General features: G+C 68.3%; 25 protein-coding genes and 1 tRNA gene. 18 read left to right on the plus strand and 8 right to left on the minus strand.

Going from position 1 to position 24,333, the window contains the following annotated elements; all coding sequences use genetic code 11:
• Window positions 1–2: 2 nt before the first annotated feature.
• Window positions 3–926: an L-threonylcarbamoyladenylate synthase gene (locus tag AC07UH_RS02335; RefSeq protein ID WP_495179475.1), complete on the minus strand. Its 924-nt coding sequence runs from the start codon at window positions 924–926 to the stop codon at window positions 3–5.
• Between the two features lie 36 nt (window positions 927–962).
• Between AC07UH_RS02335 and AC07UH_RS02340 the strand changes: the two genes are divergently transcribed.
• Both AC07UH_RS02340 and AC07UH_RS02345 read left to right on the plus strand, forming a co-directional pair.
• The gene (locus AC07UH_RS02340) at window positions 963–2,681 is read left to right on the plus strand and encodes an acyl-CoA dehydrogenase family protein (protein WP_495179474.1); all 1,719 of its coding nucleotides are present in this window, start codon (window positions 963–965) and stop codon (window positions 2,679–2,681) included.
• A 151-nt stretch (window positions 2,682–2,832) separates the two neighbouring features.
• Window positions 2,833–3,651: an arylamine N-acetyltransferase family protein gene (locus tag AC07UH_RS02345; RefSeq protein WP_495179473.1), complete on the plus strand. Its 819-nt coding sequence runs from the start codon at window positions 2,833–2,835 to the stop codon at window positions 3,649–3,651.
• Between the two features lie 116 nt (window positions 3,652–3,767).
• Here AC07UH_RS02345 and AC07UH_RS02350 read toward each other — a convergent pair whose 3' ends face one another.
• Both AC07UH_RS02350 and AC07UH_RS02355 read right to left on the minus strand, forming a co-directional pair.
• Complete coding sequence (locus tag AC07UH_RS02350; protein ID WP_038663973.1) at window positions 3,768–4,124, minus strand: GntR family transcriptional regulator; 357 nt, start codon at window positions 4,122–4,124, stop codon at window positions 3,768–3,770.
• 50 nt (window positions 4,125–4,174) lie between these two features.
• Window positions 4,175–4,753, minus strand: coding sequence for a nitroreductase family protein (locus tag AC07UH_RS02355; protein ID WP_495179472.1), 579 nt, complete (start codon window positions 4,751–4,753; stop codon window positions 4,175–4,177).
• Between the two features lie 117 nt (window positions 4,754–4,870).
• Here AC07UH_RS02355 and AC07UH_RS02360 point away from each other — a divergent pair, with 117 nt between their 5' ends.
• Window positions 4,871–6,463, plus strand: a complete 1,593-nt coding sequence (locus AC07UH_RS02360) for a peptide MFS transporter (RefSeq protein WP_495179471.1) — start codon at window positions 4,871–4,873, stop codon at window positions 6,461–6,463.
• A 127-nt stretch (window positions 6,464–6,590) separates the two neighbouring features.
• On the opposite strand, the gene AC07UH_RS02365 is transcribed toward AC07UH_RS02360, so the two are convergent.
• Window positions 6,591–7,811 (minus strand): dicarboxylate/amino acid:cation symporter, encoded by a 1,221-nt coding sequence (locus AC07UH_RS02365; RefSeq protein WP_495179470.1) that lies wholly within the window; start codon window positions 7,809–7,811, stop codon window positions 6,591–6,593.
• Window positions 7,812–7,870: 59 nt separating this feature from the next.
• Between AC07UH_RS02365 and glmM the strand changes: the two genes are divergently transcribed.
• The 7 genes from glmM to AC07UH_RS02400 all read left to right on the plus strand — a co-directional run bounded on the left by glmM (window position 7,871) and on the right by AC07UH_RS02400 (window position 15,184).
• On the plus strand, window positions 7,871–9,223 hold the full coding sequence (glmM, locus tag AC07UH_RS02370) for a phosphoglucosamine mutase (RefSeq protein WP_038663962.1): 1,353 nt from the start codon (window positions 7,871–7,873) through the stop codon (window positions 9,221–9,223).
• The gene (locus AC07UH_RS02375) at window positions 9,223–9,447 is read left to right on the plus strand and encodes a DUF1272 domain-containing protein (RefSeq protein WP_495179469.1); all 225 of its coding nucleotides are present in this window, start codon (window positions 9,223–9,225) and stop codon (window positions 9,445–9,447) included. The genes glmM and AC07UH_RS02375 overlap by 1 nt, the downstream gene beginning before the upstream one ends.
• Before the next feature lie 611 nt (window positions 9,448–10,058).
• Window positions 10,059–10,859 carry a bifunctional hydroxymethylpyrimidine kinase/phosphomethylpyrimidine kinase gene (gene thiD / locus AC07UH_RS02380; protein WP_495179799.1) on the plus strand — a complete coding sequence of 267 codons (801 nt, stop codon included), beginning with the start codon at window positions 10,059–10,061 and terminating at the stop codon, window positions 10,857–10,859.
• Window positions 10,860–11,546: a ribonuclease HII gene (gene rnhB / locus AC07UH_RS02385; RefSeq protein WP_495179468.1), complete on the plus strand. Its 687-nt coding sequence runs from the start codon at window positions 10,860–10,862 to the stop codon at window positions 11,544–11,546.
• 175 nt (window positions 11,547–11,721) lie between these two features.
• A complete protein-coding gene (locus AC07UH_RS02390) occupies window positions 11,722–12,873 on the plus strand; it encodes a site-specific DNA-methyltransferase (protein WP_038663953.1) in 1,152 nt (383 codons plus the stop codon).
• 299 nt (window positions 12,874–13,172) lie between these two features.
• Complete coding sequence (folP, locus tag AC07UH_RS02395; protein WP_495179467.1) at window positions 13,173–14,228, plus strand: dihydropteroate synthase; 1,056 nt, start codon at window positions 13,173–13,175, stop codon at window positions 14,226–14,228.
• Between the two features lie 71 nt (window positions 14,229–14,299).
• Window positions 14,300–15,184: a bestrophin family protein gene (locus AC07UH_RS02400; RefSeq protein WP_038663948.1), complete on the plus strand. Its 885-nt coding sequence runs from the start codon at window positions 14,300–14,302 to the stop codon at window positions 15,182–15,184.
• Here AC07UH_RS02400 and AC07UH_RS02405 read toward each other — a convergent pair whose 3' ends face one another.
• Both AC07UH_RS02405 and AC07UH_RS02410 read right to left on the minus strand, forming a co-directional pair.
• Entirely contained in the window at window positions 15,185–15,925 is a 741-nt protein-coding gene (locus AC07UH_RS02405) for an SDR family NAD(P)-dependent oxidoreductase (RefSeq protein ID WP_495179466.1), read from the minus strand.
• A 36-nt stretch (window positions 15,926–15,961) separates the two neighbouring features.
• Entirely contained in the window at window positions 15,962–17,380 is a 1,419-nt protein-coding gene (locus AC07UH_RS02410) for a sigma-54-dependent transcriptional regulator (RefSeq protein ID WP_038663941.1), read from the minus strand.
• A gap of 155 nt (window positions 17,381–17,535) precedes the next feature.
• Between AC07UH_RS02410 and AC07UH_RS02415 the strand changes: the two genes are divergently transcribed.
• The 8 genes from AC07UH_RS02415 to AC07UH_RS02450 all read left to right on the plus strand — a co-directional run bounded on the left by AC07UH_RS02415 (window position 17,536) and on the right by AC07UH_RS02450 (window position 22,383).
• The gene (locus AC07UH_RS02415; RefSeq protein ID WP_137898263.1) at window positions 17,536–17,658 is read left to right on the plus strand and encodes an aa3-type cytochrome c oxidase subunit IV; all 123 of its coding nucleotides are present in this window, start codon (window positions 17,536–17,538) and stop codon (window positions 17,656–17,658) included.
• 11 nt (window positions 17,659–17,669) lie between these two features.
• Window positions 17,670–18,791: an NAD(P) transhydrogenase subunit alpha gene (locus AC07UH_RS02420; RefSeq protein ID WP_495179465.1), complete on the plus strand. Its 1,122-nt coding sequence runs from the start codon at window positions 17,670–17,672 to the stop codon at window positions 18,789–18,791.
• A 29-nt stretch (window positions 18,792–18,820) separates the two neighbouring features.
• Window positions 18,821–19,039: a type II toxin-antitoxin system HicA family toxin gene (locus AC07UH_RS02425; RefSeq protein ID WP_495189851.1), complete on the plus strand. Its 219-nt coding sequence runs from the start codon at window positions 18,821–18,823 to the stop codon at window positions 19,037–19,039.
• Entirely contained in the window at window positions 19,036–19,251 is a 216-nt protein-coding gene (locus AC07UH_RS02430) for a type II toxin-antitoxin system HicB family antitoxin (RefSeq protein ID WP_038663933.1), read from the plus strand. Before AC07UH_RS02425 ends, AC07UH_RS02430 begins: the two co-directional genes overlap by 4 nt.
• A gap of 12 nt (window positions 19,252–19,263) precedes the next feature.
• Window positions 19,264–19,563, plus strand: coding sequence for an NAD(P) transhydrogenase subunit alpha part 2 (locus AC07UH_RS02435; protein WP_038667399.1), 300 nt, complete (start codon window positions 19,264–19,266; stop codon window positions 19,561–19,563).
• A 45-nt stretch (window positions 19,564–19,608) separates the two neighbouring features.
• Window positions 19,609–21,120 (plus strand): NAD(P)(+) transhydrogenase (Re/Si-specific) subunit beta, encoded by a 1,512-nt coding sequence (locus tag AC07UH_RS02440; protein ID WP_495179463.1) that lies wholly within the window; start codon window positions 19,609–19,611, stop codon window positions 21,118–21,120.
• 193 nt (window positions 21,121–21,313) lie between these two features.
• The gene (locus AC07UH_RS02445) at window positions 21,314–22,252 is read left to right on the plus strand and encodes a MarR family winged helix-turn-helix transcriptional regulator (RefSeq protein WP_495179462.1); all 939 of its coding nucleotides are present in this window, start codon (window positions 21,314–21,316) and stop codon (window positions 22,250–22,252) included.
• A 55-nt stretch (window positions 22,253–22,307) separates the two neighbouring features.
• A tRNA-Val gene (locus tag AC07UH_RS02450) sits at window positions 22,308–22,383 on the plus strand.
• On the opposite strand, the gene AC07UH_RS02455 is transcribed toward AC07UH_RS02450, so the two are convergent.
• On the minus strand, window positions 22,384–23,112 hold the full coding sequence (locus tag AC07UH_RS02455; protein WP_495179461.1) for a hypothetical protein: 729 nt from the start codon (window positions 23,110–23,112) through the stop codon (window positions 22,384–22,386).
• A 4-nt stretch (window positions 23,113–23,116) separates the two neighbouring features.
• The gene (locus AC07UH_RS02460) at window positions 23,117–24,325 is read right to left on the minus strand and encodes a toxic anion resistance protein (RefSeq protein ID WP_495179460.1); all 1,209 of its coding nucleotides are present in this window, start codon (window positions 24,323–24,325) and stop codon (window positions 23,117–23,119) included.
• Between the last annotated feature and the right edge of the window lie 8 nt (window positions 24,326–24,333).

Below are 24,333 nucleotides of genomic sequence, written 5' to 3' on the forward strand. Positions count from 1 at the left end.
TCCTACCGGTGCGCCGCGCGGCCCAGCCGATCGTTGATCGCCTCGCCCAGCCCGTCCAGCGGCACCGGTGCCACGGCGATGCCGGTGCGATCGCTGGCATCGGCGCGATGCAGCGCGTCGAAGAGCCGCGCCGCCGCTTCGCGCAGGTCGCCGGACGCCGACAGCGTGTCGTCCCCCGCTATCGCGCCGAACCCGATCAGCCACTCGCCCGGCTGCGCCGCAGCCGCATCCAGCCGCAGCGGTTTGCGCGGCGCATAATGGGTCGCGAGCTGCCCCGGCGCGGTGATCGCAGACTCCTTTATATAGGGGGTCGTCGCGAACGGCAGGTCGGCGGCGGTGATCGGCCCCGGCCGCAGGACCGTCCGACCGGCGATAATCGTCGATTCGAGCCCCGCCTCGGTCGCGCCGTCGTCGAGGATCAGCGGCACCTGCGTACCCAGACTGGCCGCGACATGGCTCGCACGCGTCGGACTGATGCCGTTGCTCGCATTGGCGGACGGCGCGGCGAGCGGTCGGCCCGCCGCGGCGATCAGCCCCTGCATCGCGCGATGCCGCGGCACCCGGATCGCCACCGTCGTCAGGCCGGCGGTGACCAGCGACGCGATCGGCGCGCCGTCGCGCAGCGGCAGCACCAGCGTCAGCGGCCCCGGCCAGAACAACGTCGCCAGCATTCGCGCATCGTCATCGAACATCGCAAGCCGTTCGGCGGCGGCGAGATCGGCAACATGGACGATCAGCGGATTGAAGCTCGGCCGCCCCTTGGCGGCATAGATGCCCGCGACCGCATCGGCGTTGCCGGCATCGGCGGCGAGGCCATAGACCGTCTCGGTCGGCACCGCGACGCATTCGCCGCGGGTGATTCGCGCGGCGGCCTCGGCGAGCGCAGCCATGCCGTAGGGTAAGATGCGCGGGTTTGGATCGGCCATCCGTCCGGCCTATATCGTGCGCAATCCCAGGAGAGAATGATGTCCTTTACCGCAGCCGTGGCCGACCAGCGTTTCGTACTCGAGCATGTCGTCCGCATCGGCGAACTCGCCGCGACCGAGCGTTTCGCCGCCGCCAGCCCGGACGTGGTCGACGCGGTGCTCGAAGGCGTCGGTCAGTTTGCGAGCGGCGAATGGGCGCCGCTCAATCGCGAGGGCGACACGGTCGGCGCGAAATGGTCGCCCGACGGCGTCCACATGCCGGCGAGTTTCATCAAGGCATATAAGGAGTATGTCGAGGGTGGCTGGGGCACGATCGGCGTGCCCGAGGATTTCGGCGGCCAGGGCCTGCCCTTCGCGATCCAGACCGCGGTGCTCGACACGCTCGGCTCGGCCAATATGGGCTTCGCACTCTGCCCGACGCTGACCGTCGGCGCGATCGAGGCGCTGATCCACCACGGCAGCCCCGAGCAACAGGCGCTGTATCTGCCCCACCTCGCCACCGGCGACTGGACCGGCACGATGAACCTCACCGAGCCGCAGGCGGGCAGCGACGTCGGCGCGCTCCGCGCCACGGCGAAACCGCTCGGCGACGGCAAATGGTCGATCAAGGGCACCAAGATCTACATCTCGTTCGGCGACCACGACATGGCGGACAATATCGTCCACCTCGTCCTCGCCCGCACTCCCGATGCGCCCGCCGGCACGCGCGGTATCAGCCTGTTCCTCGTGCCGAAGTTCCGGTTGAACGACGAGGGCACGCCGGGCGATTTCAACGACGTCCGCGTCGTCTCGATCGAGCACAAGATGGGGCTGCACGCCTCGCCGACCTGCGTGCTGAGCTTCGGCGATCATGACGATTGCGTCGGCGAGCTGATCGGCGCCGAACATGCCGGGATGCGCGCGATGTTCACGATGATGAACAACGCGCGGCTCAACGTCGGCCTGCAGGGCGTGCAGATCGCCGAGGGTGCGACGCAGAAGGCGGTCGGCTATGCGCTCGAACGCGTCCAGTCGGCGCGTGCGGGTTCGCCGAACAAGGAGGCGGTGCGGATCGTCGACCATCCCGACGTCCGCCGCATGCTGTTGCGGATGAAGGCGCAGACGCAGGCGGCGCGCGCGCTCGTCTATTATGCCGCGGGGCAGGTCGATCGCGCCGGGCTCGGCGACGGTGCGGCGAAGAACCGGCTCGAAGTGGTGACGCCGCTTGCCAAGGCACACGGCACCGATATCGGCAACGAGGTCGCCTCGCTCGGCATCCAGGTCCACGGCGGCATGGGCTATGTCGAGGAGACCGGCGCCGCGCAATATTTCCGCGATGCGCGCATCACGCCGATCTACGAAGGCACCAACGGCATTCAGGCCGCCGATCTCGTCGGCCGCAAGCTGGCGCTCGACAATGGCGGCGCCTTCGCCGCGCTCGTCCGCGACATGCGCGCCGAGGCCGAGCATCCCGAACTGGTCGCGCTGATCGACGCGGTCGACGCGATCGCCCGCCGCCTCGCTACCGCGGACGCCGACGACAAGCTCGCCGCCAGCTATCCGTTCCTGACGATGACGTCGGTCGCGGTCTGCGGCTGGCTGATGGAACGCGAAGGTCGCCATGCGACGGGCGACGAGGAGTTCGCGATCGTCAAGCGCGCGTCGGTGCGCTTCTACCTCGACCAGATCGTCCCCGAGGCCCACGGCCTCAAGGCCGCGGCGACGGCGAGCGCCGAGGTGCTCTACGTCGTATCGGCCGAGGCGTTCGCCGCCTGACCTGAAGTCCTCCCCGGCAGGGGGAGGGGAACTGCCCGGCGCAGCCGGGTTTCCCCGGACGCTATACCATGAGGAAGCCCCCCTCCGTCGCCGCTGCGCGGCGCCACCTCCCCGTGCCGGGGAGGATTAGGATTGCTTCCAAGGACCTATCATGTTCGACCTCAACGCCTATCTCGCCCGCATCGGTCTGCCCGCCCGTGTCACGCCCGACGCCGAGGGGCTCGGCCGGCTCCAGCGCGAGCATCGCCTGTCGATCCCGTTCGAGAATCTCGACGTCCGCCTCGGCCGCGGTATCGCGATCGACAGCGATGCGGTCTTCGCCAAGCTCGTGACGGCCAAGCGCGGCGGGTATTGTTTCGAGCAGAACCGCCTGTTCATGGACGCGCTGACCGCGCTGGGCTTCGCCGTCCGGCCGCTGCTCGCGCGCGTCTGGCTCGGCGTCACCGACGCGCCGCCGCTCACCCATACGCTCAGTCTGGTGACGATCGACGGACGCGCGTGGATCGCCGACGCCGGCTTCGGCGGCAGCTATGCGCCGGTGATGGCGCTCGCCGACGGCTGGGAAGCGGAGGCGCTCGACGGCGCCTGGTTCCGTCTCGACCGCCATGCCGAGCACGGCTGGATGCTCAGCCGCCGCGGCGATCCCGGCTCGACCGATGGCCGTGGCACCGGCGAGGGCTGGCAGCCGCAATATAGTTTCCACGAGACCGCGGTGTTCGACGCCGACCTCGCTCTGTCCAACCATTGGGCGTCGACCGCGCCGCAGAGCCGCTTCACCCAGCTCACCATCGCCAGCATCGTCCTGCCGCACGGCCTCGCCGGTCTTACCGACCGCCGCTATCACCGCCGCGCCGGCGACAATAGCAGCGTCGCGGAGATCACCGACCCGCGCGTCTATCGCATGCGCATGTCGCTGATGTTCGGCATCGACCTGACCACCGAAGAAGTGGAGAGTTTGGGGCTGTTCTGAAGAAGAGTGGATTCGCGCGAAGACGCGAAGACGCGGAGTTGTCTCGCCAGCCGCGCGTACGGTATATCACCACGCAGCTCGGAATATCGCGTCAGCCTGCGGCGCAAACTCGCTTTTTACGCCTGCTCGCGCTCCAGCAGGTCGGCGGCATCCAGTCCGAGCAGGTCGATATAGCCCCGAATCCGCGGCCATTGCGTCTCGACGAACGCCGCCCGCTCCGCCGCGCGCAATTTCTCCGAGGCACCCGGCAGCACGAACATGCCGACGCCGCGGCGGACCTCGACGTAGCCGTCGTCCTGGAAGCTCTGATAGGCCTTGGCGACGGTCAGCGGATTGGCGCCATGTTCGGCGGCGAAGGCGCGTACCGAGGGAAGCTGGTCGCCGGCGCGATAGTCACCGCGCAGGATGCCCGCCGCGATGGTGCCGCGTAACCGGATGTAGACCGGGCTGTCCTCGTTGCTGAACGCTGTCATGCTGACTTAATACACCAACGGCGGAAAAGGTCCATAACAACCTGGCCGGACTATCCCATGTTGGGCCAGTGCGAGACGATCCGTGCCGGCTCCGGGCGGGGCCGTTCGTCGAGCGGCCGGCTCGGGGTGCCGATGAACACGAAACCGGCGATCCGCTCGGGCGCCGTCCCCAGGCCGTCGCGCACCGCGTCCGAAAAGGTCGGCCATCCCGTCAACCAGCCCGCCGCGAAGCCCAGCGCATGCGCCGCGTGGAGCAGGTTCATCGTTGCCGCGCCGGCGGACAATTCCTGCTCCCACAACGGGATCGGACTTGCCGTCACCGGCGACGACAGCACCACGACCAGGGTCGGCGCCTGCCGCGCGAACTGGTCGAGCGCGTCGAGGTCGCCGCGCGGCGCCTGCGGCCGCTCGGCGCGATAGGCGTCGGCGAGCAGCCGCGACAGTGCGTCGCGATCGTCGATGATGACGAAGCGCCACGGCGCGAGCTTGCCGTGATCGGGGGTGCGGGCGGCGATGGCGAGCATCTGGTCGAGCTGGGCGGCGTCGGGGCCGGGGGCGACGAGGTCGCGCGGCTTGCCCGAGCGGCGGGTGGCGAGCAGCGAAAGCGGCGTGCTGGTGTCGTTGAACATGATGCCGCCTCATAGCGGGTGGCGGCGATGTTTACAGCAGGGGATCAGCCGTTAGGTTGCCGCGATCCGCCGCCCGGTCGGGCCGGCGCCATGAATGTGTTGGAGTTTGCAGACCTTATGGCCATCGCATCAGCGAGCGGGGGCGGCGTACCGGCCCACGCGCGCACCTTCCTCGGACACCCGCTCGGGCTGTTCCTGCTGTTCTTCGCGGAGATGTGGGAGCGGTTCTCTTATTATGGCATGCGGGCGATCCTGGTCTTCTATTTGACCAAGCATTTCCTGTTCGGCGAACAGCCCGCCTTCGCGGTCTACGGCGCGTACACCGCGCTGATCTACGTCACGCCGATCATCGGCGGCTATATCGCCGACCGCTATCTCGGACCGCGCAAGGCGGTGCTGGCGGGGGGCGTGTTCATCACCGTCGGCCATCTGATGATCGCCGCGGTCGAGGGGCCGGTCGGCATGCAGGGCAGTGCGCTCAACGGCTTCTATCTCGCGCTCGCCTTCATCATCGTCGGCACCGGCTTCCTCAAGGCCAATATCTCGGTGCTGGTCGGCAAGCTCTATCCGCGCGACGACACCCGTCGCGACGGCGCCTTCTCGATCTTCTACATGGGGATCAACACCGGCGCGTTCATCGGCCCGCTGCTGGTCGGCTATCTCGGCGAGCGGATGGGCTGGTCCTACGGCTTCGGCGCCGCCGGGATCGGCATGGCGCTCGGCCTGATCGTCTTCGTGCTGTTCCGCCGCGAATTGTACGACGTCGGCGAACCGCCGGTCGCCGGCGCGTTGCAGACCCGCACCCCCATCGGCCTGTCGATCGAATGGGCGATCTACGCCGGTGCGCTCGTTGCGGTCGCCTTGTCGTGGTGGCTGGTCCGCAACCAGGGCGCGGTCGGCATCGTGCTGATCGCCGGATCGGTGTTCACCGTCGGCTATATCCTGCTCACCTCGTTCCGCGCGCTGCCGAAGGTCGAGCGCCACCGGATCTTCGCCGCGCTCTTCCTAGTCGCGCTGTCGCCTTTGTTCTGGGCGCTGTTCGAACAGGCAGGCTCGTCGCTCAACCTCTATACCGACCAGTCGGTCGACCGGACGGTACTGGGCTGGGAAATGCCGGCGTCGTGGTTCCAGTCGGTCAATTCCTTCTTCATCATCACGCTCGCGCCCTTGTTCGGCCTGTTGTGGACCGCGATGGGCAAGCGCGGCATCGAACCCTCGGCGCCGTTCAAGTTCGGCATCGGTCTCGTGCTGGTCGGGGCGGGCTTCTTCGCGCTGATCCTCGGTGCGCCGGCGAGCGGCCTCACCCCGGCGATCTTCGTCATCCTGCTCTACATGCTGCATTCGATGGGCGAATTGTGCTTCTCGCCGATCGGCCTGTCGTCGATGACGCGGCTGTCGGTGGCGAGCATGACCGGGCTGATGATGGGGACCTGGTTTCTCGCCACCGCAGCGGGCAATTTCATCGCCGGACTGATCGCGCAGGCGACCGGCGGCGAGGGGGCCGGTCCGGCGCAGGTGCTGGAGGTCTACGGACGGATCGGCTGGTTCTCGATGGGTGTCGGCGTCGTCGTGCTGGTGCTCGCGCCGTTCGTGACGAAGCTGATGCATCTCGACACGATCGGCGACGAGGCGCACGCGCTGGCAGGCGAAGCGGCGATCGGCGAACCCGCCGCGGCCGGCGTGAACACGCGCGACGAGCGGCGCCCCTGATCCTCCCCGGCACGGGGAGGGGGACCGCCGCGTAGCGGTGGTGGAGGGGACTCTTCACGCAGCATACCGCCTGTGGAAGCCCCCCTCCACCAGCTGCGCTGGTCCCCCTCCCCGCCAGCGGGGAGGATCAGTCGCGCTTCCCCACCACCCCGGTCACCGCGACGTCCATCGTCACGTTGCCGACCGTGCGGAACAGGTCCGGCACCGTCTCCACCGCGACGAGCAGCCCCAGCGCCTCGATCGGCACGCCCATCGCGAACGCCACCGGCGCGACGCTGGCGAAGAAGCTCACCGTTCCCGGCAGCGACACGGATCCCATGGTGGTGATCGCCGCGGTGGCGATTCCCGCGGCGAGCTGCCCCGGACCGATCGGCACGCCGAGCCAATGCGCGACGTACAGCGCCACGGCTAGGTTCATCGCCGGACTCGTCGCGCGGAAGATCGCGACCGCCACCGGCAGCACGATCCCCGCCGTCGCCGGGGCGACGCTGATCTCGGCCGACCCCTTGAGCATCGCCGGCAGCGAGGCGAGCGAGCTTTGCGTGCTGATCGCCACCGCCTGCGCGGGCGCGACCGCGCGCGCGAAGCGGCGCAGCGGCACGCCGCCGGCGAAGCGCGCCACCGGATAGGCGGCGAGCAATACGATCAGCCCGATCGCCGACACCATGACGATATAGTGGATCAGCGCGCCGAACGCCGCCGCGCCGGTCCGCGCGCCGACGCCATAAGCGAGCGCGAAGATGCCGATCGGCGCCAGTTTCAACACCCAGCCGATGATGACCAGCATTGCGTCGGTGATCGCCTGGAACAGGTCGGTCAGCCGCTGCCGCGCCGCATCCTCCAGCCGGGTGATCGCGAAGGCGAAGGCGAGCGTGAACACGGTGAGCGGCAGGAAGGCGTCGCTCGATGCCGCCGCGACGACGTTGGTCGGTACGATCGTGGCGAAGAAATCGGCGAGCGTCGGCACCTTGCCGAGCGGCGCGGTCGCGGTCAGCGCGCTGCGCAGCGCGACCGACCACGCCTCGGGCAGCGGCCACAGATCGAGCAGCACCGGCATCACCATCGCCGACATCAGCGTCGTGCACCACAGGACGACGACGAACAGCACCACCGCGCGTCCGGCGATCCGCCCCGCCCGGGCCGCCTCGGCGGTGGCGGCGATGCCGGTCACCAGCAGCCCGACGATCAACGGCACGATCACCATCTGCAGGCCGTGCAGCCACGCCTCGCCGACCGGCTGGGTGACGCTGGTGACGCGCAGCGCCCAATCCTTGTCGAACGCCACCGCGGCGATACCGAGCGCGATGCCGGCGACGAGCGCCAGCAGGATACGGGTGGCTTGCGACATCGGGTTCCTTGGCGCATCGGGGGATCGAGCAAGCGGCATAGCGGAACGGATCGCACGCAATGGCAAGGAAATATTTCGGTACCGACGGCATCAGGGGCGCGACCAACGCCGGCGCGATGACCGCCAGCATGGCGATGAAGGTCGGCATGGCGGCCGGCACCTATTTCCAGCGCGGCGATCACAAGCATCGCGTGCTGATCGGCAAGGACACGCGCCTGTCGGGCTATATGCTCGAATCCGCGCTCGTCGCCGGCTTCACCAGCGTCGGCATGGACGTCATCATGGTCGGGCCGCTGCCGACCCCGGCGGTGGCGATGCTCACCCAGTCGATGCGTGCCGATATCGGCGTGATGATCTCCGCGAGCCACAATCCCTTCGCCGACAACGGCATCAAATTGTTCGGCCCCGACGGCTACAAATTGTCCGACGAGGCCGAAGAGACGATCGAGCAATTGATCGACAGCGCCAAGGAGGGCGACGTCGCGCTGTCGCCGTCGGCGCAGATCGGTCGCGCGCGCCGCATCGACGACGCGCAGGGCCGCTATATCCACTTCGCCAAATCGACCTTTCCGAGCGACCTGCGGCTCGACGGGCTGCGCATCGTGATCGATTGCGCCAACGGCGCCGCCTACAAGGTCGCACCGCTGGCGCTATGGGAGCTGGGCGCGGACGTGGTCTCGATCGGCATCACGCCGAACGGCACCAACATCAACGACGGCGTCGGCTCGACCGCGCCGCAGACGCTGTCGGAGACGGTGGTCGCGGCGGGCGCCGACATCGGCATCGCGCTCGACGGCGACGCCGACCGGCTGATCGTCGTCGACGAGACCGGCCGGGTGATCGACGGCGACCAGCTGATGGCGACGATCGCCGCGGGCTGGGCACGCGCCGGGCGGCTGGCGGGCGGCGGGCTGGTCGCGACGGTGATGTCCAACCTCGGCCTCGAACGCCATCTCAAGGCGCAGGGACTGGGGCTCGTCCGCACCAAGGTCGGCGACCGCTACGTGCTCGAGAAGATGCGCAGCTCGGGCTATAACGTCGGCGGCGAACAGTCCGGCCATATCATCCTGTCGGATTACGGCACCACCGGCGACGGCCTCGTCGCCGCGCTGCAGGTGCTCGCCGAGTTGAAGCGCGCCGGTGCGCCGGCGAGCGAGGTGCTCCACCGGTTCGCGCCACTGCCGCAACTGCTCAAGAACGTCCGTTTCGCGGGGGGCAAGCCGCTCGACGATGCGTCGGTCCAGTCGGTGATCGCCGCCGCCGAGGCGGAGCTTGCCGGCACCGGCCGCCTCGTCATCCGTCCGTCGGGGACCGAACCGGTGATCCGCGTGATGGCGGAGGGCGACGATGCGCGCCAGGTCGAGACCGTAGTCGACCGGATCTGCGACGCGGTGCGGCAGGCGGCGGCCTGATGCTGGCGATGCGTCCCGATTGCGAGCGCTGCGGCGCCGACCTGCCGGCGGATGCGCCGGGGGCGTTCATCTGCTCGCTGGAAAGCACCTATTGCAGCGAATGCGCCGATGAACTCGATGAACGCTGTCCCGATTGCGGCGGCGAACTGCTCGACCGGCCGACGCGGATCGGCAAGGTGCTGAAGGCGCACCCCGCCGTCGCGGAGCGGCGCTTCCAGAGCTGAGACGGGTTTTTCGCGCGAAGACGCGAAGACGCGAAGATGGTGCGCGCGCGGCAGCGTCACCTGCTGCCGCGGCGGCTGTTCCTGTGGCGGGCAGGGCTATCGCATATGGCTGCGGTGATGAGGGCTCGATCGGTTTCCTTACTAATTACGTCACCCCGGACTCGTTCCGGGGTCCACCGGGCTGCGAGAGAACGGTGTCGAATCAAGCCCTTCTCCTCGCCGCAGGGTGGGCCCCGGAACAAGTCCGGGGTGACGGGGTGGGCTTGGAAGACGACGGGCTCGCACGAGTGTCAATATGCGATTGCCCTGCTGCGGCTGGGGGGAAGAGCTGTCGCAAAGCCGCACGCAATACCTTCGCGCCTTCGCGTCTTCGCGTGAATCAATAGCCTTTCGTATTCTCTGCTCGAGCTGTCGCGTTCGAGTCCCATTGTGCTTCGACAGGCTCAGCACGAACGGTCGGGAAGGAGAAAGCCCTGCCTACCGGGGGCCAATTATCCGCGCCTCCGCGCGAACCACGTTCTTCTATTCTCCACCCCCCGACCTGTGGCATGGGCGGCCGCCATGGCGCCTACGATCAGCCAACCCACGACCATCGCCATGTCCTGCGAGCGATGCCGCCGTGCCGGCACTTTTGGGACCGGGCGGTGATCCCGCGCGTGCTCATCGTCGCCGGATCCGATTCCGGCGGCGGCGCCGGGATCCAGGCGGACATCAAGACGGTCACGATGCTGGGCGGTCATGCGATGACGGCGATCACCGCGATCACCGCGCAGAATACGCTCGGCGTACAGGCGGTCCATGCCATCCCGGTCGACATCGTCGTCGCGCAGATGCGCAGCGTGGTCGAGGATATCGGCGTCGACGCGGTCAAGATCGGGATGATCGGTTCGGCGGAGACCGCACATGCGGTCGCCGACCTGCTCGATCAGCTCGACGTGCCGATCGTCTTCGATCCCGTGATGGTCTCGACCAGCGGGTCGGTGCTCGCCGATGCCGCCACCATGGCGGCGTTCGAACGGTTGATGGGCGTCGCCTCGGTGGTGACCCCCAATATTCCGGAGATGGCGGCGCTCGGCGGGGAAGCGGCGGTGCTCGCGCACGGGTGCCATGTCGTCGCCAAGGGCGGGCACGGCGAGGAGGCCGAGATCACCGATCGCCTGCTGTCGCCGCAGGGCGAGCTTCGCCGCCTGATCGGCAAACGCTTCGACACGGTCGATACGCACGGCACCGGCTGTACGCTGGCCAGTGCGCTCGCCACCGGGCTCGCCAGCGGCCTCGGCATCGAGGCGGCGTTCGAACAGGCGGTGCGCTTCGTCCGTATCGCGATCGTCAACGCGCCGGGTCTGGGCGGCGGCCATGGCCCGATCGGTCACACGCTCGGCGTCGTCCCCTTCGACGAACTGGAGGGCTGAATGCCCGGATGGAAGCATGAGAAGACCTGCCTGCCTCCCGTCGCCGGGGTGGACGAGGCGGGACGCGGGCCGCTCGCCGGGCCGGTGGTCGCCGCCGCGGTGGTGCTGCCCGCAAAGGGCACGCCGCGCGGCATCGACGATTCGAAGAAGGTTTGCGCCGCCGAGCGCGAGCGGTTGTATGGCCTCATCACCACGCGCGGCGTCTACGGCGTCGGCATCGTCGAGCCCGCGGAGATCGACACGCTCAACATCTATTGGGCGACGATGAAGGCGATGACGCTCGCGGTCGATGCATTGGTCGCCCGGCTCGGCTGCGATCCCGGCCATGTGCTGGTCGACGGCAACCGCCTGCCGCGCTGGACCTATCCGGCGACCGCGATCGTCTCGGGCGATGCGCACAGCGTGTCGATCGCCGCCGCCTCGATCGTCGCCAAGCATATGCGCGACGGCATCATGCTGGAGCATGCCGCGGTCCACCCGCAATATAACTGGCATTCGAACAAGGGTTACGGCTGCAAGCACCATCTCGCCGCGCTGCGCGACCATGGGCCGACGCCGCTGCATCGCCGCAGCTTCGCGCCGGTCGCCGCCGCCTACGCCCGAATCACGGGCGACGACGCGTCGGCCGCTATCCAGCTCGACCTGCAGGCCATGGACGGCAAAAATTTGCAGCAAAGCGCGCGCTGAGTCTTTTGAGTCACAGACCCCAGCACTTGGGGTCGGTGGCGGCCGCGCTTCCCAACATCTGGGTCGAGAGCGTAGCGGCCCGCCGCGGCGACCGAACGGCGGGACCCGACGTTAACCAATCATCCCTTGACGGGAGTCCGCAGTTTCGCGCGAATAGGGCGGCAAGGGGGACGTAATGGCGGTTATCGAGAAGGTCAGGCAGTCGCGCGTCGCGGCGCGCGCAGCGGCGCCGGCGACGGCGCGACCGGCCGCGCCCCTGCCGCTGGACAGCATCATCCGCGGCGATTGCATCGCGGCGATGCGTGCGCTGCCCGACAAATCGGTCGACATGGTCTTCGCCGACCCGCCCTACAATCTACAGCTCGGCGGCGAGCTGTTCCGCCCCGACGGCACGCACGTCGATGCGGTCACCGACGATTGGGACAAGTTCGACACCTTCGCCGCTTATGACGCTTTCACCCGCGCCTGGCTGGCGGAGGCGCACCGCATCCTCAAGGACGACGGCACGATCTGGGTAATCGGCAGCTATCACAACATCTTCCGCGTCGGCGCCGCGGTGCAGGATCTCGGCTATTGGATCCTCAACGACATCGTCTGGCGGAAAGCCAATCCGATGCCCAACTTTCGCGGCACCCGCTTCACCAACGCGCATGAGACGCTGATCTGGGCGGCGAAGGGCGAGGGCGCCAAATACACGTTCAACTATCGCTCGATGAAGACGCTCAACGACGAATTGCAGATGCGCTCGGATTGGGAATTCCCGATCTGCGGCGGCGGTGAGCGGTTGAAGAAGGGCGGCGTCAAGGTTCATCCGACGCAGAAGCCCGAGGCGCTGCTGTACCGTATCCTGCTCGCCTGCACCAAGCCGGGCGACGTGGTGGTCGATCCCTTCTTCGGCACCGGCACCACCGGTGCGGTGGCGAAGCGGCTGGGGCGCCGCTGGATCGGCATCGAGCGTGAGGGCGATTATATCGCCGCGGCCGAGGAGCGGATCGCCGCGGCGCTGCCGCTCGACGAATCGGCGCTGGCGACGATGCAGAGCCCGCGCCAGCAGCCCAAGGTCGCGTTCGGCGTGCTGGTCGAAAACGGCTATCTGACGCCCGGCGCGGTGCTGACCGATTCGAAGCGCCGTTTCCGCGTGACGGTGCGCGCCGACGGCAGCCTGTTGTCCGATTGCGGCGCGGCGGGATCGATCCACAAATTGGGCGCGGCGCTGCAAGGCGCGCCGGCGTGCAACGGCTGGACCTTCTGGCACCATGACGGCGAGGGCAAGCTGAAGCCGATCGACACGTTGCGCCAGACGTATCTGCTGGCGACGCAGCCGTAAGGCAATCCTCCCGTTCCGGCAGGGCTATCACATATGGCTGCGGTGATGAGGCTTTGATCGGCTTCCTTACCACTTTCGTCACCCCGGACTTGTTCCGGGGTCCACCGGGCCGCGAGAGAACGGTGTCGAATTAGGCTTTTCTCCTCGCCGCAGGGTGGACCCCGGAACAAGTCCGGGGTGACGGGGTGGTCTTGGAAGACGACAGGCTCGTACGAGCGTCCATATGCGATTGCCTTGCCCGTTCCGGGGAGGAATGCGCGGCGCTTGCCTTGTCGGCGGCGCCGTCGGATGGACCGGCGATGAGTCTCCACCTTCGCCCCGTCCAGTTCGTCGACACCCCCGTCACCCAGCCGGACGGCGCGGTCGCGCGTCTCGCCGGCGGCCTGCAATGGTTCGCAGCCTACGAGGTCATCGAAGCAGGCCGCCGCCGCACCATCCCCATCGCCGACGTCGCCACCCTCGGCGAGAGCGCCGTCCGCCTCCACGCCGCGATCACCGCGCCGCGCCCGCCGCTCCAACTCGGCGAGCGCGTGCTGCGGCTAGACCAACCACTCGTCGCGGGCATCCTCAACGTCACGCCGGACAGTTTCTCCGACGGCGGCCGGCACAGCGACGACCCCGCCGCCGCGGCCGCGGCCGGCGTCGACATGGCCGCCGCCGGCGCGGCGCTGATCGACCTCGGCGGCGAATCGACCCGCCCCGGTGCGGCGCAGGTCTGGGAGGGTGACGAGATCGCCCGCGTCGTGCCCGTCGTCGAGCGGCTCGCACGCAGCGGCACCCCCGTCTCGATCGACACCCGCAAGGCCGCGGTCATGGACGCCGCGCTCGCCGCCGGCGCGCATATCGTCAACGACGTCTCCGCCTTGCTGTGGGACGACCGCGCGCTCGACGTGGTGGTGCGGGCGCGATGCCCGGTGGTGCTGATGCACTCGCCCGATCCGAAGGAGGGCGGTCACGCGCGTACCGGCTATCGCGACGTGCTGACCGACGTGTTCGACTGGCTTGACGCGCGCATCGCCGCGGTCGTCGCGGCGGGGATCGAGCGATCGCGGATCATCGTCGATCCCGGCATCGGCTTCGGCAAGACGCTTGCCGAGAATCTCGCGCTGATCAACGGTCTGGCGATCTTCCACGGTCTCGGCTGCCCGATCATGCTCGGCGCCAGCCGCAAACGGATGATCGGTGCGCTCGACAACGAAGCCCCGGTCGACGCGCGGCTCGGCGGCAGTCTCACGCTGGCGTTGAAGGGTGCGGAGGCGGGGGTGCAATTGCTCCGCGTCCACGATGTCGCGGCGACCGTCCAGGCGCTGCGGATCTGGCGCGGCCTGCGCGACCGGGCGCTGGTGGGTGGCTGAATTGTGATTTTGCGTTGCAGCAGATCGATTGTTGATGCGTTCGGACCGTTCCGATCCCATCTGGACACGCTATGATCGTTGCAACCACTCCCCGCTTCACCCGCGTCGTCGCCGAAGTCTGGAAGCCGCTGGTGATCCTGTTCATCTGGGATGTCATCGTCACCGTCAGTTACTATGCGCTCGAATTCAAGGCGCCCTCCCTGCCGCTGACGCTGTTCGGTACGGTGCTCGCGCTGCTGATCGGCTTCCGCGACAATTCCGCCTATCAGCGCTGGTGGGAAGGGCGCGTGCTGTGGGGGGCGATGATCAACGCCTCGCGCAGTCTGAGCCGCGAGGCGCGCAATTTCCTGCCGGTCGACGAGGCGCACGACCTGCGCCGCACGATCGTCATCCGCCAGATCGCCTACGTGAATGCGCTGCGCTGCCAGTTGCGCCGCCAGCCGGTCGACGAACAGGTGCTCAAATTCCTGTCGCGCGGTGAGGCGGAGCCGGCGCTGACCCGCAGCAACATCGCCAACGGCCTGCTCGACGGCACCGGCCGCCGCATCGACGATGCCCGCCGCCGCGGCTGGATCGACACCATCCAGCAGACGCGGATGGAATCGACGATGGTCGACATCGCCAATGCGCAGGGCGGGATGGAGCGGATCAAGAACACGCCGCTGCCCAATCAATATCGTTTCTTCCCGACGCTGTTCACCCACATTTTCTGCATCCTGCTGCCGATCGGGCTGGTCGAGACCTTGGGCTATGCGACGCCGCTCGGCTCGACGCTGGCCGGGCTGATGTTCCTTGCGGTGCTGCAGATCGGCGACGATCTGGTCGATCCCTTCGCCAATACCGTCCACGACGTGCCGCTGACCGCGATGTGCCGGACGATCGAAATCGATCTGCTCCAGTCGATCGGCGATCCCGCCCCCGAACCGACCAAGCCGGTCAAGGGCGTCCTGTGGTGATCACAACGTATAGCCGCCGTCGCTGACCAGGCAGGCGCCGGTGATCAGCGCCGCGGCGTCGGAGAGGAGGAAGCCGATCTGCGCGGCGATCTCCTCGGGTTTCGCATAGCGGCCGAGCGGCGTCGCCAGCGCGGCGAGTTCCGCGAAGGCGGCATCGCGGCCGATCGCGGCGACGCGCTCGGCGAACATCGGGATCGCATCCCATACCGGCGTCTCGACCCCGGCGGGTGCGATCGCGTTGACGCGGATGCGGTTCGCGGCGCCCTCCTTGGCGGCGACCTTGACGAGATGGATCAGCGCCGCCTTGGACGCGCCATAAGCGGCGACGCCGGCCTCCGCCTTGATCCCCGCCGCCGATGCGGTGGCGACGATCGCGCCGCCGCCGGTCATCGCGCGCATCGCGGCGCGCAGCGTCAGGAACGCACCGTCGAGATTGACGCCGAGGATGCGCCGCCATTCGGCGAAGGACAGATCGGCGATCGGCCCAGCGCCGGCCACCCCCGCATTGACCACCGCACCGTCGATCCCGGCGAGATCGGCGGTCGCTTCGTCCCAGAAATGCTCGTCGGCGACGTCGCCTGCCAGTGCCCTGATCGGACACGGCAAAGCGACCCGCGCCAATGCCGCGGCATCGACATCGACCAGCACCAGCCGTTCCGCTCCCGCCGCGGCGAGATGCTGCGCGGTGGCGAGGCCGATGCCCGATGCGGCGCCGGTGACGAGGATGTGGCGACAGGGCATCGGCCGATGCTAGCGCCGCGCCGCCGCCGGGGGAAGTCAGGCGGCGTTGTCGATGCCGAGTTCGCCGAGCTTGCGGTAGAGCGTCGAGCGGCCGATGCCGAGGCGGCGGGCGACCTCGGTCATCCGGCCGCGATAATGGCCGATGGCGAGGCGGATCACGTCGGCCTCGATATCCTCGAGCGGGCGCAGATTGCCGTCCGGCCGGAACAGCGTGATGCCCCCGGCCGAAGCGCTCGCCGAGCCGATCGTGCCGACGCGGCGGTCGCCGAGCGCGGCGATCTGCGGGAAGTCGGCGCGGGTCAGTGCCGCGCCCTCGCAGAGCACCGCGGCGCGGAACAAGGCGTTCTGCAACTGGCGGACGTTGCCCGGCCAGTCGTATTGCACCAGCAGCGCCAGCGCGTCGTCGGTGATGCCGAGCGGCCGCAACCCCGGCTGCTGCGCGATCCGCGCGAGCAGATGGCGGGCGAGCGCCGGCACGTCGCCGAGCCGCTCGCGCAGCGGCGGGATCGCCACCTGGACGACGTTGAGCCGGTAATAGAGGTCTTCGCGGAACCGCCCCGCCTCGACCTCCTCGAGCAGTTTCTTGTTGGTCGCGGCGATGACGCGCACGTCGACCTCGCGGGCGTGGCGCGCGCCGATCGGCTGGATTTCGCCCGATTGCAGCACGCGCAGCAATTTGACCTGCGTCTCCAGCGGCATCTCGCCGATCTCGTCGAGCAGGATGGTGCCGCCGTCGGCATCGACGAACTTGCCGATCTTGCGCTCGAACGCGCCGGTGAAGGCGCCTTTCTCATGCCCGAACAGCTCCGATTCGACGAGATTGGCGGGGATCGCGCCGCAATTGACGGTCACGATCGGTTTCTTCGCGCGCGGCGAGGCGGCATGTATCGCATCGGCGACCACCTCCTTGCCGACGCCGCTTTCGCCCTCGACCAGCACCGGCACCCGCGCGCGTGCCGCCTTGGCGGCGATCGCCAGCGCGGCGCGGAAATCAGGCGACGACCCGACGATCTCGTCGAACGCGAGCAGCGCCGGGATTTTCTCGGTCAACGGACGCAGCTCGCCGGCGGCGGTGCCCGCCACCGCCGCCTCGAGCGCGGCGAGCAGGCGTTCGGGGGCGAGCGGCTTGACCAGGAAATCGGTCGCGCCGGCGCGCATCGCCGCGACCGCGTGCATCACCGATCCGTTGGCGGTGAGCATCAGGATCGGCAGCGCCGGCCGCCGCTCGCGCAATTCGGCGATCAGCGGCGCGGCATCGGCGTCGGGCGCCCAATGATCGAGCAGGATCGCATCGAGCTGCATCCCGTCCTGCGTGCCGAGCTGCGCCAGCGCCATCTCGCCGTCGGCGGCGAAGATCGAGCGCCAGCCGGCGCGGGCGGCGAGCGCCGACACCAATCGGCGCTGCGCGGGCTCGTCGTCGATCAGCAGAAGCAGGCGCTGTCCGTTGCGCGTCATGGTATTTTCCTGTCCCGGTTCGGGGCACCTGATACAAGCCACCGGTAAAGGCCGACTTAAGCCCGCCGGCCACCGCCCGCCTTGACGGCCGCGGCGCTTTGCGGGCAGGTATTGCCACAAGGGCGCAGACGCCACGAGCAGACGAGGGTTGGACGATGGCCGGCAATGGTGACCTGAAGGCGCATGAATCGACCTATGTCAGCGTCACGAAGATGCTGTTCTGGGGCGCGATCGCCTGCGCGGTGATCGTCGCGCTGGTGATCTGGGCGATCGCATAGGCACCGATGGCATGAAGATCGCCGTCCTCAGGGAACATGCAGACGGCGAGCGGCGGGTCGCGGCGACGCCGGAGACCGCCAGGAAGTTCGTCGCGCTGGGTGCCGCCGTCGCGATCGAGGCCGGCGCGGGGATCGCCGCCAGCTACGCCGACCGGGCCTATGCGGAGGCCGGAGCCACCGTCGCCGATCGCGCCGCGACGCTGGCCGATGCCGACATCATCCTCGGCGTGCAGGGCCCCGATCCGGCCGGCCTCGCGGGGGCGGCGCAGGGGGCGTGGATCGTCGCCGGCCTCAATCCGTTCGCCGATCGCGCGCGGATCGGCGCCTATGCCGCCGCCGGCTACGAGGCGCTGGCGATGGAGTTCATGCCGCGCATCACCCGCGCGCAGTCGATGGACATCCTGTCGTCGCAGTCCAACCTCGCCGGCTACAAGGCGGTGCTCGACGCCGCGTCGGAATATGGCCGCGCCTTTCCGATGATGATGACCGCGGCGGGGACGGTCAGCGCCGCCAAGGCGTTCGTGATGGGGGTCGGCGTCGCCGGCCTGCAGGCGATCGCCACCGCGCGGCGGCTCGGCGCGCAGGTTTCCGCCACCGACGTGCGCGCCGCGACGCGCGAGCAGATCCAGTCGCTCGGCGCCAAGCCGATCTTCGTCGAGGCCGTCGCCGGTATCGAGGGCGAGGGCACCGGCGGCTATGCCGGCGAGATGAGCGAGGAGTATAAGGCCGCGCAGGCCGAGCTCGTCTCCGGCCATATCGCCAAACAGGATATTGTGATCACGACGGCGCTGATCCCCGGCCGCCCCGCACCGCGGCTGATCAGCGACGCGCAGGTCGCGTCGATGAAGCCGGGCAGCGTGATCGTCGACCTCGCGGTCGAGCAGGGCGGCAACGTCGAGGGCGCGGTGGCGGGCGAGATCGTCGAACGTCATGGCGTCCGCATCATCGGCCACCGCAACATGGCCTCGCGCCTGCCCGCCGACGCCTCGGCATTGTTCAGCCGCAACCTCTACAATTTCCTGTCGACCTTCTGGGACAAGGACGCCGGCCGCCCGGTGCTCGACGCCGAGATCGGCGACGCGGTGCGGCTGACCCGCGACGGGCAAATCGTCAACCCGCGGTTGCTCGCCTAGACGTGAGGGCGGAGGCGCTCCTCGAAAAGATGCGGGAGGCGCCGCGCGACTGGCGCATCGCGGACATCGAAACGTTATGTCGTGGCTTCGGTATCGCTTGTACGCCGCCCCGTCAGGGGTCACACTATAAGGTGAAGCATCAATCGGTCGCGCAGATCCTGACCATCCCTGCGCATCGTCCGATCAAACCCGTGTATATCCGCGAACTCGTGAAGTTCGTGGACGCGGTTCGGGAGCAGGCTGAATGAACCCGCAGGATTACGAAGTCGACATCGTGCCCCTCCGTGACGACGACGGTGGCGGTTACGCCGCGGTCGTGCCGGAGCTACCGGGCTGCCGCTCGGACGGCGATACGCCGGAAGAAGCGCTGGCCAACGCCTATGATGCCGTACGCTGCTGGATGGAAGCGGCCGAGGAGATGGGGCGTGCGGTGCCATCGCCCCGCCGCATCGCCGCCTGAAGGAGTGGGATGATGGACTTCGTAGCGATCCTGTCGATCTTCGTGATGGCGTGTTTCGTCGGCTATTACGTCGTCTGGTCGGTGACGCCGGCGCTGCACACGCCGCTGATGGCGGTGACCAACGCCATTTCCAGCGTCATCATCGTCGGCGCGCTGATCGCCGGCGCGGCGGCGGGGAGCAGCGCGTCGAAATGGCTGGGGCTGCTCGGCGTCGTGCTCGCCAGCATCAATATCTTCGGCGGCTTTGCGGTGACGCAGCGGATGCTGGCGATGTACAAGAAGAAGGAGCGGCCGGCGGCGGCCAAGCCGTGATGCGCCACGCCGACGGCCGTCGTCTTTCGAAAACCCGGGGGTAGGATGGAACACGCAACCGCAGGCAGTTCGTTCGCGGCGCTCGCCTATCTGATCGCGGGGGTGTGCTTCATCCTCGCGCTGCGCGGCCTGTCGTCGCCGACGTCGAGCCAGCGCGGCAACCGCTTCGGCATGATCGGCATGACGATCGCCGTGGTGACGACGCTGATCACGCACGTGCCCGTCGACCGGCTGCTGATCAGCGGCTCGACCGCCGCCTACGACTATAGCGCGATGATCGCGCGGATCGATTATCTCACCGTGGTCGAACTGCTTGCTGCAATCGGCATCGGCGCCGCGATCGGCCTCGTCACCGCGCGGCGGATCGCGATGACCGCGATGCCGCAGCTCGTCGCCGCCTTCCACAGCCTGGTCGGGCTCGCCGCGGTGCTGGTCGCTGCCGCCGCTTTCCTCAACCCGATCGCCTTCGGCATCGCCGACATGGTGATCCCGATGCTCGGCCAGCCGTTCGCAGCGATCCACCCGGTCAGCCGGATCGAAATGGGGCTCGGCGTCGCGATCGGCGCGATCACCTTCTCGGGCTCGGTGATCGCCTTCCTCAAGCTCAACGGCAATATGGGCGGCAAGCCGATCCTGCTGCCCGGCCGCCACGTCCTCAACCTCGGAATGCTCGCCGCGATCCTGCTGCTGATCGTCGCCTTCACCCAGGACCAGAGCCCGTGGATCTTCTGGACGATCACGATCCTCAGCTTCGCGATCGGCTTCCTGCTGATCATTCCGATTGGCGGGGCGGACATGCCCGTGGTGGTGTCGATGCTCAACAGCTACTCGGGCTGGGCCGCAGCGGCGATGGGCTTCACGCTCCACAACAGCGCGATGATCATCACCGGCGCGCTGGTCGGCTCGTCGGGCGCGATCCTCAGCTACATCATGTGCCGGGCGATGAACCGCAGCTTCGTCTCGGTCATCGCCGGCGGCTTCGGCGCGGAGAGCGGCGGCGGGAGCGGCGACGGTGCCAAGGTCGATCGCCCGTGGAAGCGCGGCAGCGCCGAGGACGCCGCCTTCCTGATGAGCCAGGCCGAACAGGTCATCATCGTTCCCGGTTATGGCATGGCGGTGGCGCAGGCACAGCATGCGCTGCGCGAAATGGCCGACAAGTTGAAGGCGCACGGCGTCCGCGTCAAATATGCCATCCATCCCGTCGCCGGCAGAATGCCGGGCCATATGAACGTGTTGCTCGCCGAAGCCAACGTGCCGTACGACGAGGTCTTCGAGCTTGAAGACATCAATTCCGAGTTTTCGCAGACCGACGTCGCCTTCGTCATCGGTGCCAACGACGTCACCAATCCCGCCGCCAAGACCGACAAGAGCTCGCCGATCTACGGCATGCCGGTCCTCGACGTCGAGAAGGCGAAGACGGTGCTGTTCATCAAGCGGTCGATGGGCGGCGTCGGCTATGCCGGTGTCGATAACGATGTGTTTTACATGGACAATACGATGATGCTCCTCGCCGATGCGAAGAAAATGGTCGAAGAGATCGTCAAATCGCTCGACTGATCATGGTGCATCCGATTCGGAGGTGATAACCTTCTAAACATGCTTACCGCAGCAGTGATGATGCCGGAACGGAGATGAATGCGGGCGAACCGTTCGCGGTGCCGCTTATTCTGCGTCTATGGGGATCACAACGCTGGCTGACGCCAAAACGGAGAGACGCCCGGCGCGTCCTTATGGCGATCGCGGCCACCCCATGCTGCTGATCGCCGATGCCGCCGCGGCTGCGCCGTTCCATGCCGCGATCGACGCCGTCGGCGCACGCCTGCTCCAGCGCATCGGCTGGGCGGAGGTCGCAGGACTGCTGCCGCGGCTCGGCGGCCGGCCGGTGTTCGCGGTCGAGGCACGCGACGTGGCGGCGGCGACGCTTGATGCGGTCCTCCCGCTCCTCGCCGATCATCTCGCCGCGGAGGAGGGGCGGGCGGTGCTCGCGCTCGCCACGGCGCAGATCGATCTCGTCGCGCGGCATCTGCTCGGCGAGCGCATCGAACTGCTCTGCGACCCCAGTCCGGCGCAGCGTGTCGTGGCGCTGGCCGAGGCGTGCCGGCGGATGCCGCCGACGCTGCAGGAGGGGCTGTCCGATACGGTGCGCAGCGACCGCGAGCCGTTCCTCCACGCCGGCCGCGAGAGCGACGAGGAGCGGTTGCGGCGGCTGACCGACGGCATGGCGCGCATCTCGCGCTTCGCCGCCGACTTCGTGCACAATCAGCCGGTGACGGGCGCGTCCGAACTCGGCGACCGCCGCACGCGCTTCGACGGCGAGCCGGCGATCGGCCACGCCGTGCGGCCGCAGGACGTGCGCCGCGTCATCCATCGCCGGCAGTTGCGCAGCAAGTTCTTCGGCCAGTTCGGCGGCGAGGCGCTGTTCGAGGACCCGGCCTGGGATATGCTGCTCGACCTGTTCGCCGCCGAGCTGGAGGGCGTGCAGGTCAGCGTGTCGAGCCTGTGCATCGCCGCCGGCGTTGCGCCGACGACCGCGCTGCGCTGGATCGCCAAGATGACCGAGATGGAGTTGTTCATCCGCCACCCCGATCCGGCCGACCGCCGCCGCGCCTTCATGACGCTGTCGCCGCGCGCTAGCGAGGCGATGCAGGCCTATATGATCGCGCTGCGCAAGATCGAGGCGGCGGGGTGACTGCACCCCCTTGCGGATCGCCGCGCGCTTTGGCAGGGCAGGCGAACCCGAGAGGGGGCGATTAGCTCAGTTGGTAGAGCGTCTCGTTTACACCGAGAATGTCGGCGGTTCGAGCCCGTCATCGCCCACCATCACCGCTCGCCGGCCTCGTCGCGGTATTTGATCTCCAGAAAGCGCCCGCGTGTCGACAGGCTGTCGAGGTCCGACTGTGCCAGCCGCGCGGTCATGTCGGCGATCTCCTGTTCGATCAGCCGCAGCCCCGCGACCAGCTCGGCGTCCGGCGTGCGACCGTTGCGCTCGACCCGGCGCAGCGGTTCGGGAACGCGCGCGTAGTCGTTGACGAAGGCGGGGAGCTGCTCGCCGATCAGGCGGCGGACCTCATAGGCTTCCTCCTCGCGGCCATCGAGCCGGCCGAGCTGTGGCGACAGCGTCTCGAGCCGCACGCCGATCTGGTCGATCAGCCCCCGCGCCGGAGCGGGCAGGGCGGGGCGCTGCGCCTCGAGCCAGCGTTCGGTCTTGGCGGGAAGCGCCTTGATGTCGACCTCGCGCAGCACCTTCTCGCTCGGCGCGCGGGCGATCGGAGCGAGCGCGATGCCGATCGTCACCGCCGCCATCAGCAGCATGACCGCCAGAAAGCCGAAGATGCCCAACGGGATGAACATGCCCGCGACGCCGGCGGCAAGGAGGATCAGCGCATCGACCACGCAGATGATCGCCAGCCGCGTGCCGACGCTGGTCGCCTTGCGCTTGAGCCGCTTGCCGTGCGCACGATAGGTCGCGCCCGCCTGTCCGCGATAATCCTCGCTGATCCGTGCCATCGCGGCGCGGGCGCGTTCGATCTGCTGGTCGACCTCGGTCATCCGCTCACACCGATTCGAGACGGTAGGAATCGCTCGCGCCCGGTCCCTTGAGCGCGGCCTGGTTGGCGCCCTCGGCGCGGGCGATATAGCCCTTCGACTTCTCCACCTCGCTGCCCAGCGCCGTGACGGTGGTCTTCATCGAATCGAGCGCCTTCAGTTTGAACGAATCGATCGCGTCCATCGTGTCGTAGATGTTCTGGAAGGCGCGCTGCAGCGTCTCCAGCGGGATCGTCGAGGCGGCGGCCTGTTCGTGGATCGCCGCGGTGTTCGAGCGCAGCAATTTGCCGGTCGAATCGATGATGTTGGCGGTCGTCGTGTTGAGCTGTGTGATCGATTCGAGCACCAGTTTCTGGTTGGTCAGCGCCTGCGCCACGGTGACCGCGGTGCGCAGCGCCGAGACGGTGGTGGTCGAGGCGCGGTCGACGCCTTTCACCAGCTCGACGTTGTTCTTCTTGACCAGATCGAGCGCGAGATAGCCCTGCACCGTTACCGCCATCTGGGTGAGCAGGTCCTGCGTGCGCTGGCGGGTGTAGAAGAGCGCGGTCTCGCGGATCGCCTTGGCCTTGGCGGGATCGGTGTGGTCGAGCTCGTTGGCCTTGTCCTCGAGCTTCGCGTCCATCGCCTTGCTGAGGTGGATCATCTGTTCGAGCCGCCCCATCGCGCTCCACAGATTGGCGCGCTCGGTATCGATCGCGGCATTGTCCATCAGCAGCTCGTCCTTGCCCGCGGCGAGGTTCTTGAGGATCGAGCTGATATGCGTCTGTGACGATTGGTAGCTGTCGAAATAGTCGCGCATCTTCGACCCGAAGGGGATGATGCCGAAGATCTTCTTGGGGCCGGACAGCGCGCCCTTGCGACCCGGATCGAGGTCCTCGATCACCCGGCGCAGTTGCGCGAGGTCGGCGCCGACGCCGGTGTCCTTGTCCATCGCGCGGATCGGCCGGTCGAGGAAGCGGTTCGACTGGCCGGCGGCCTCGCGGATTTCCTTGGCGCCCATCGCGGTGATCGCGTCGACGCGTTTGCCGAATTCGGGACTGTTGACGTCCTCGGCGACCAGATCGGCGACGAAGGCGTCGACGCGCGCGTCGAGCTGCGTCTTCTTGGCGTCGTCGATCGGCACCAGCCCGGCGGCACGCTCGGCGCTGACGGTCGGCACCGGCTCGGGCGGGGTCAGCACCAGATCGCGTTCGGGCGTGTCCAGATTCGTCGCCATTCCATTCG

It is taken from the genome of Sphingomonas sp. GW821-FHT04B01 (assembly GCF_059420425.1).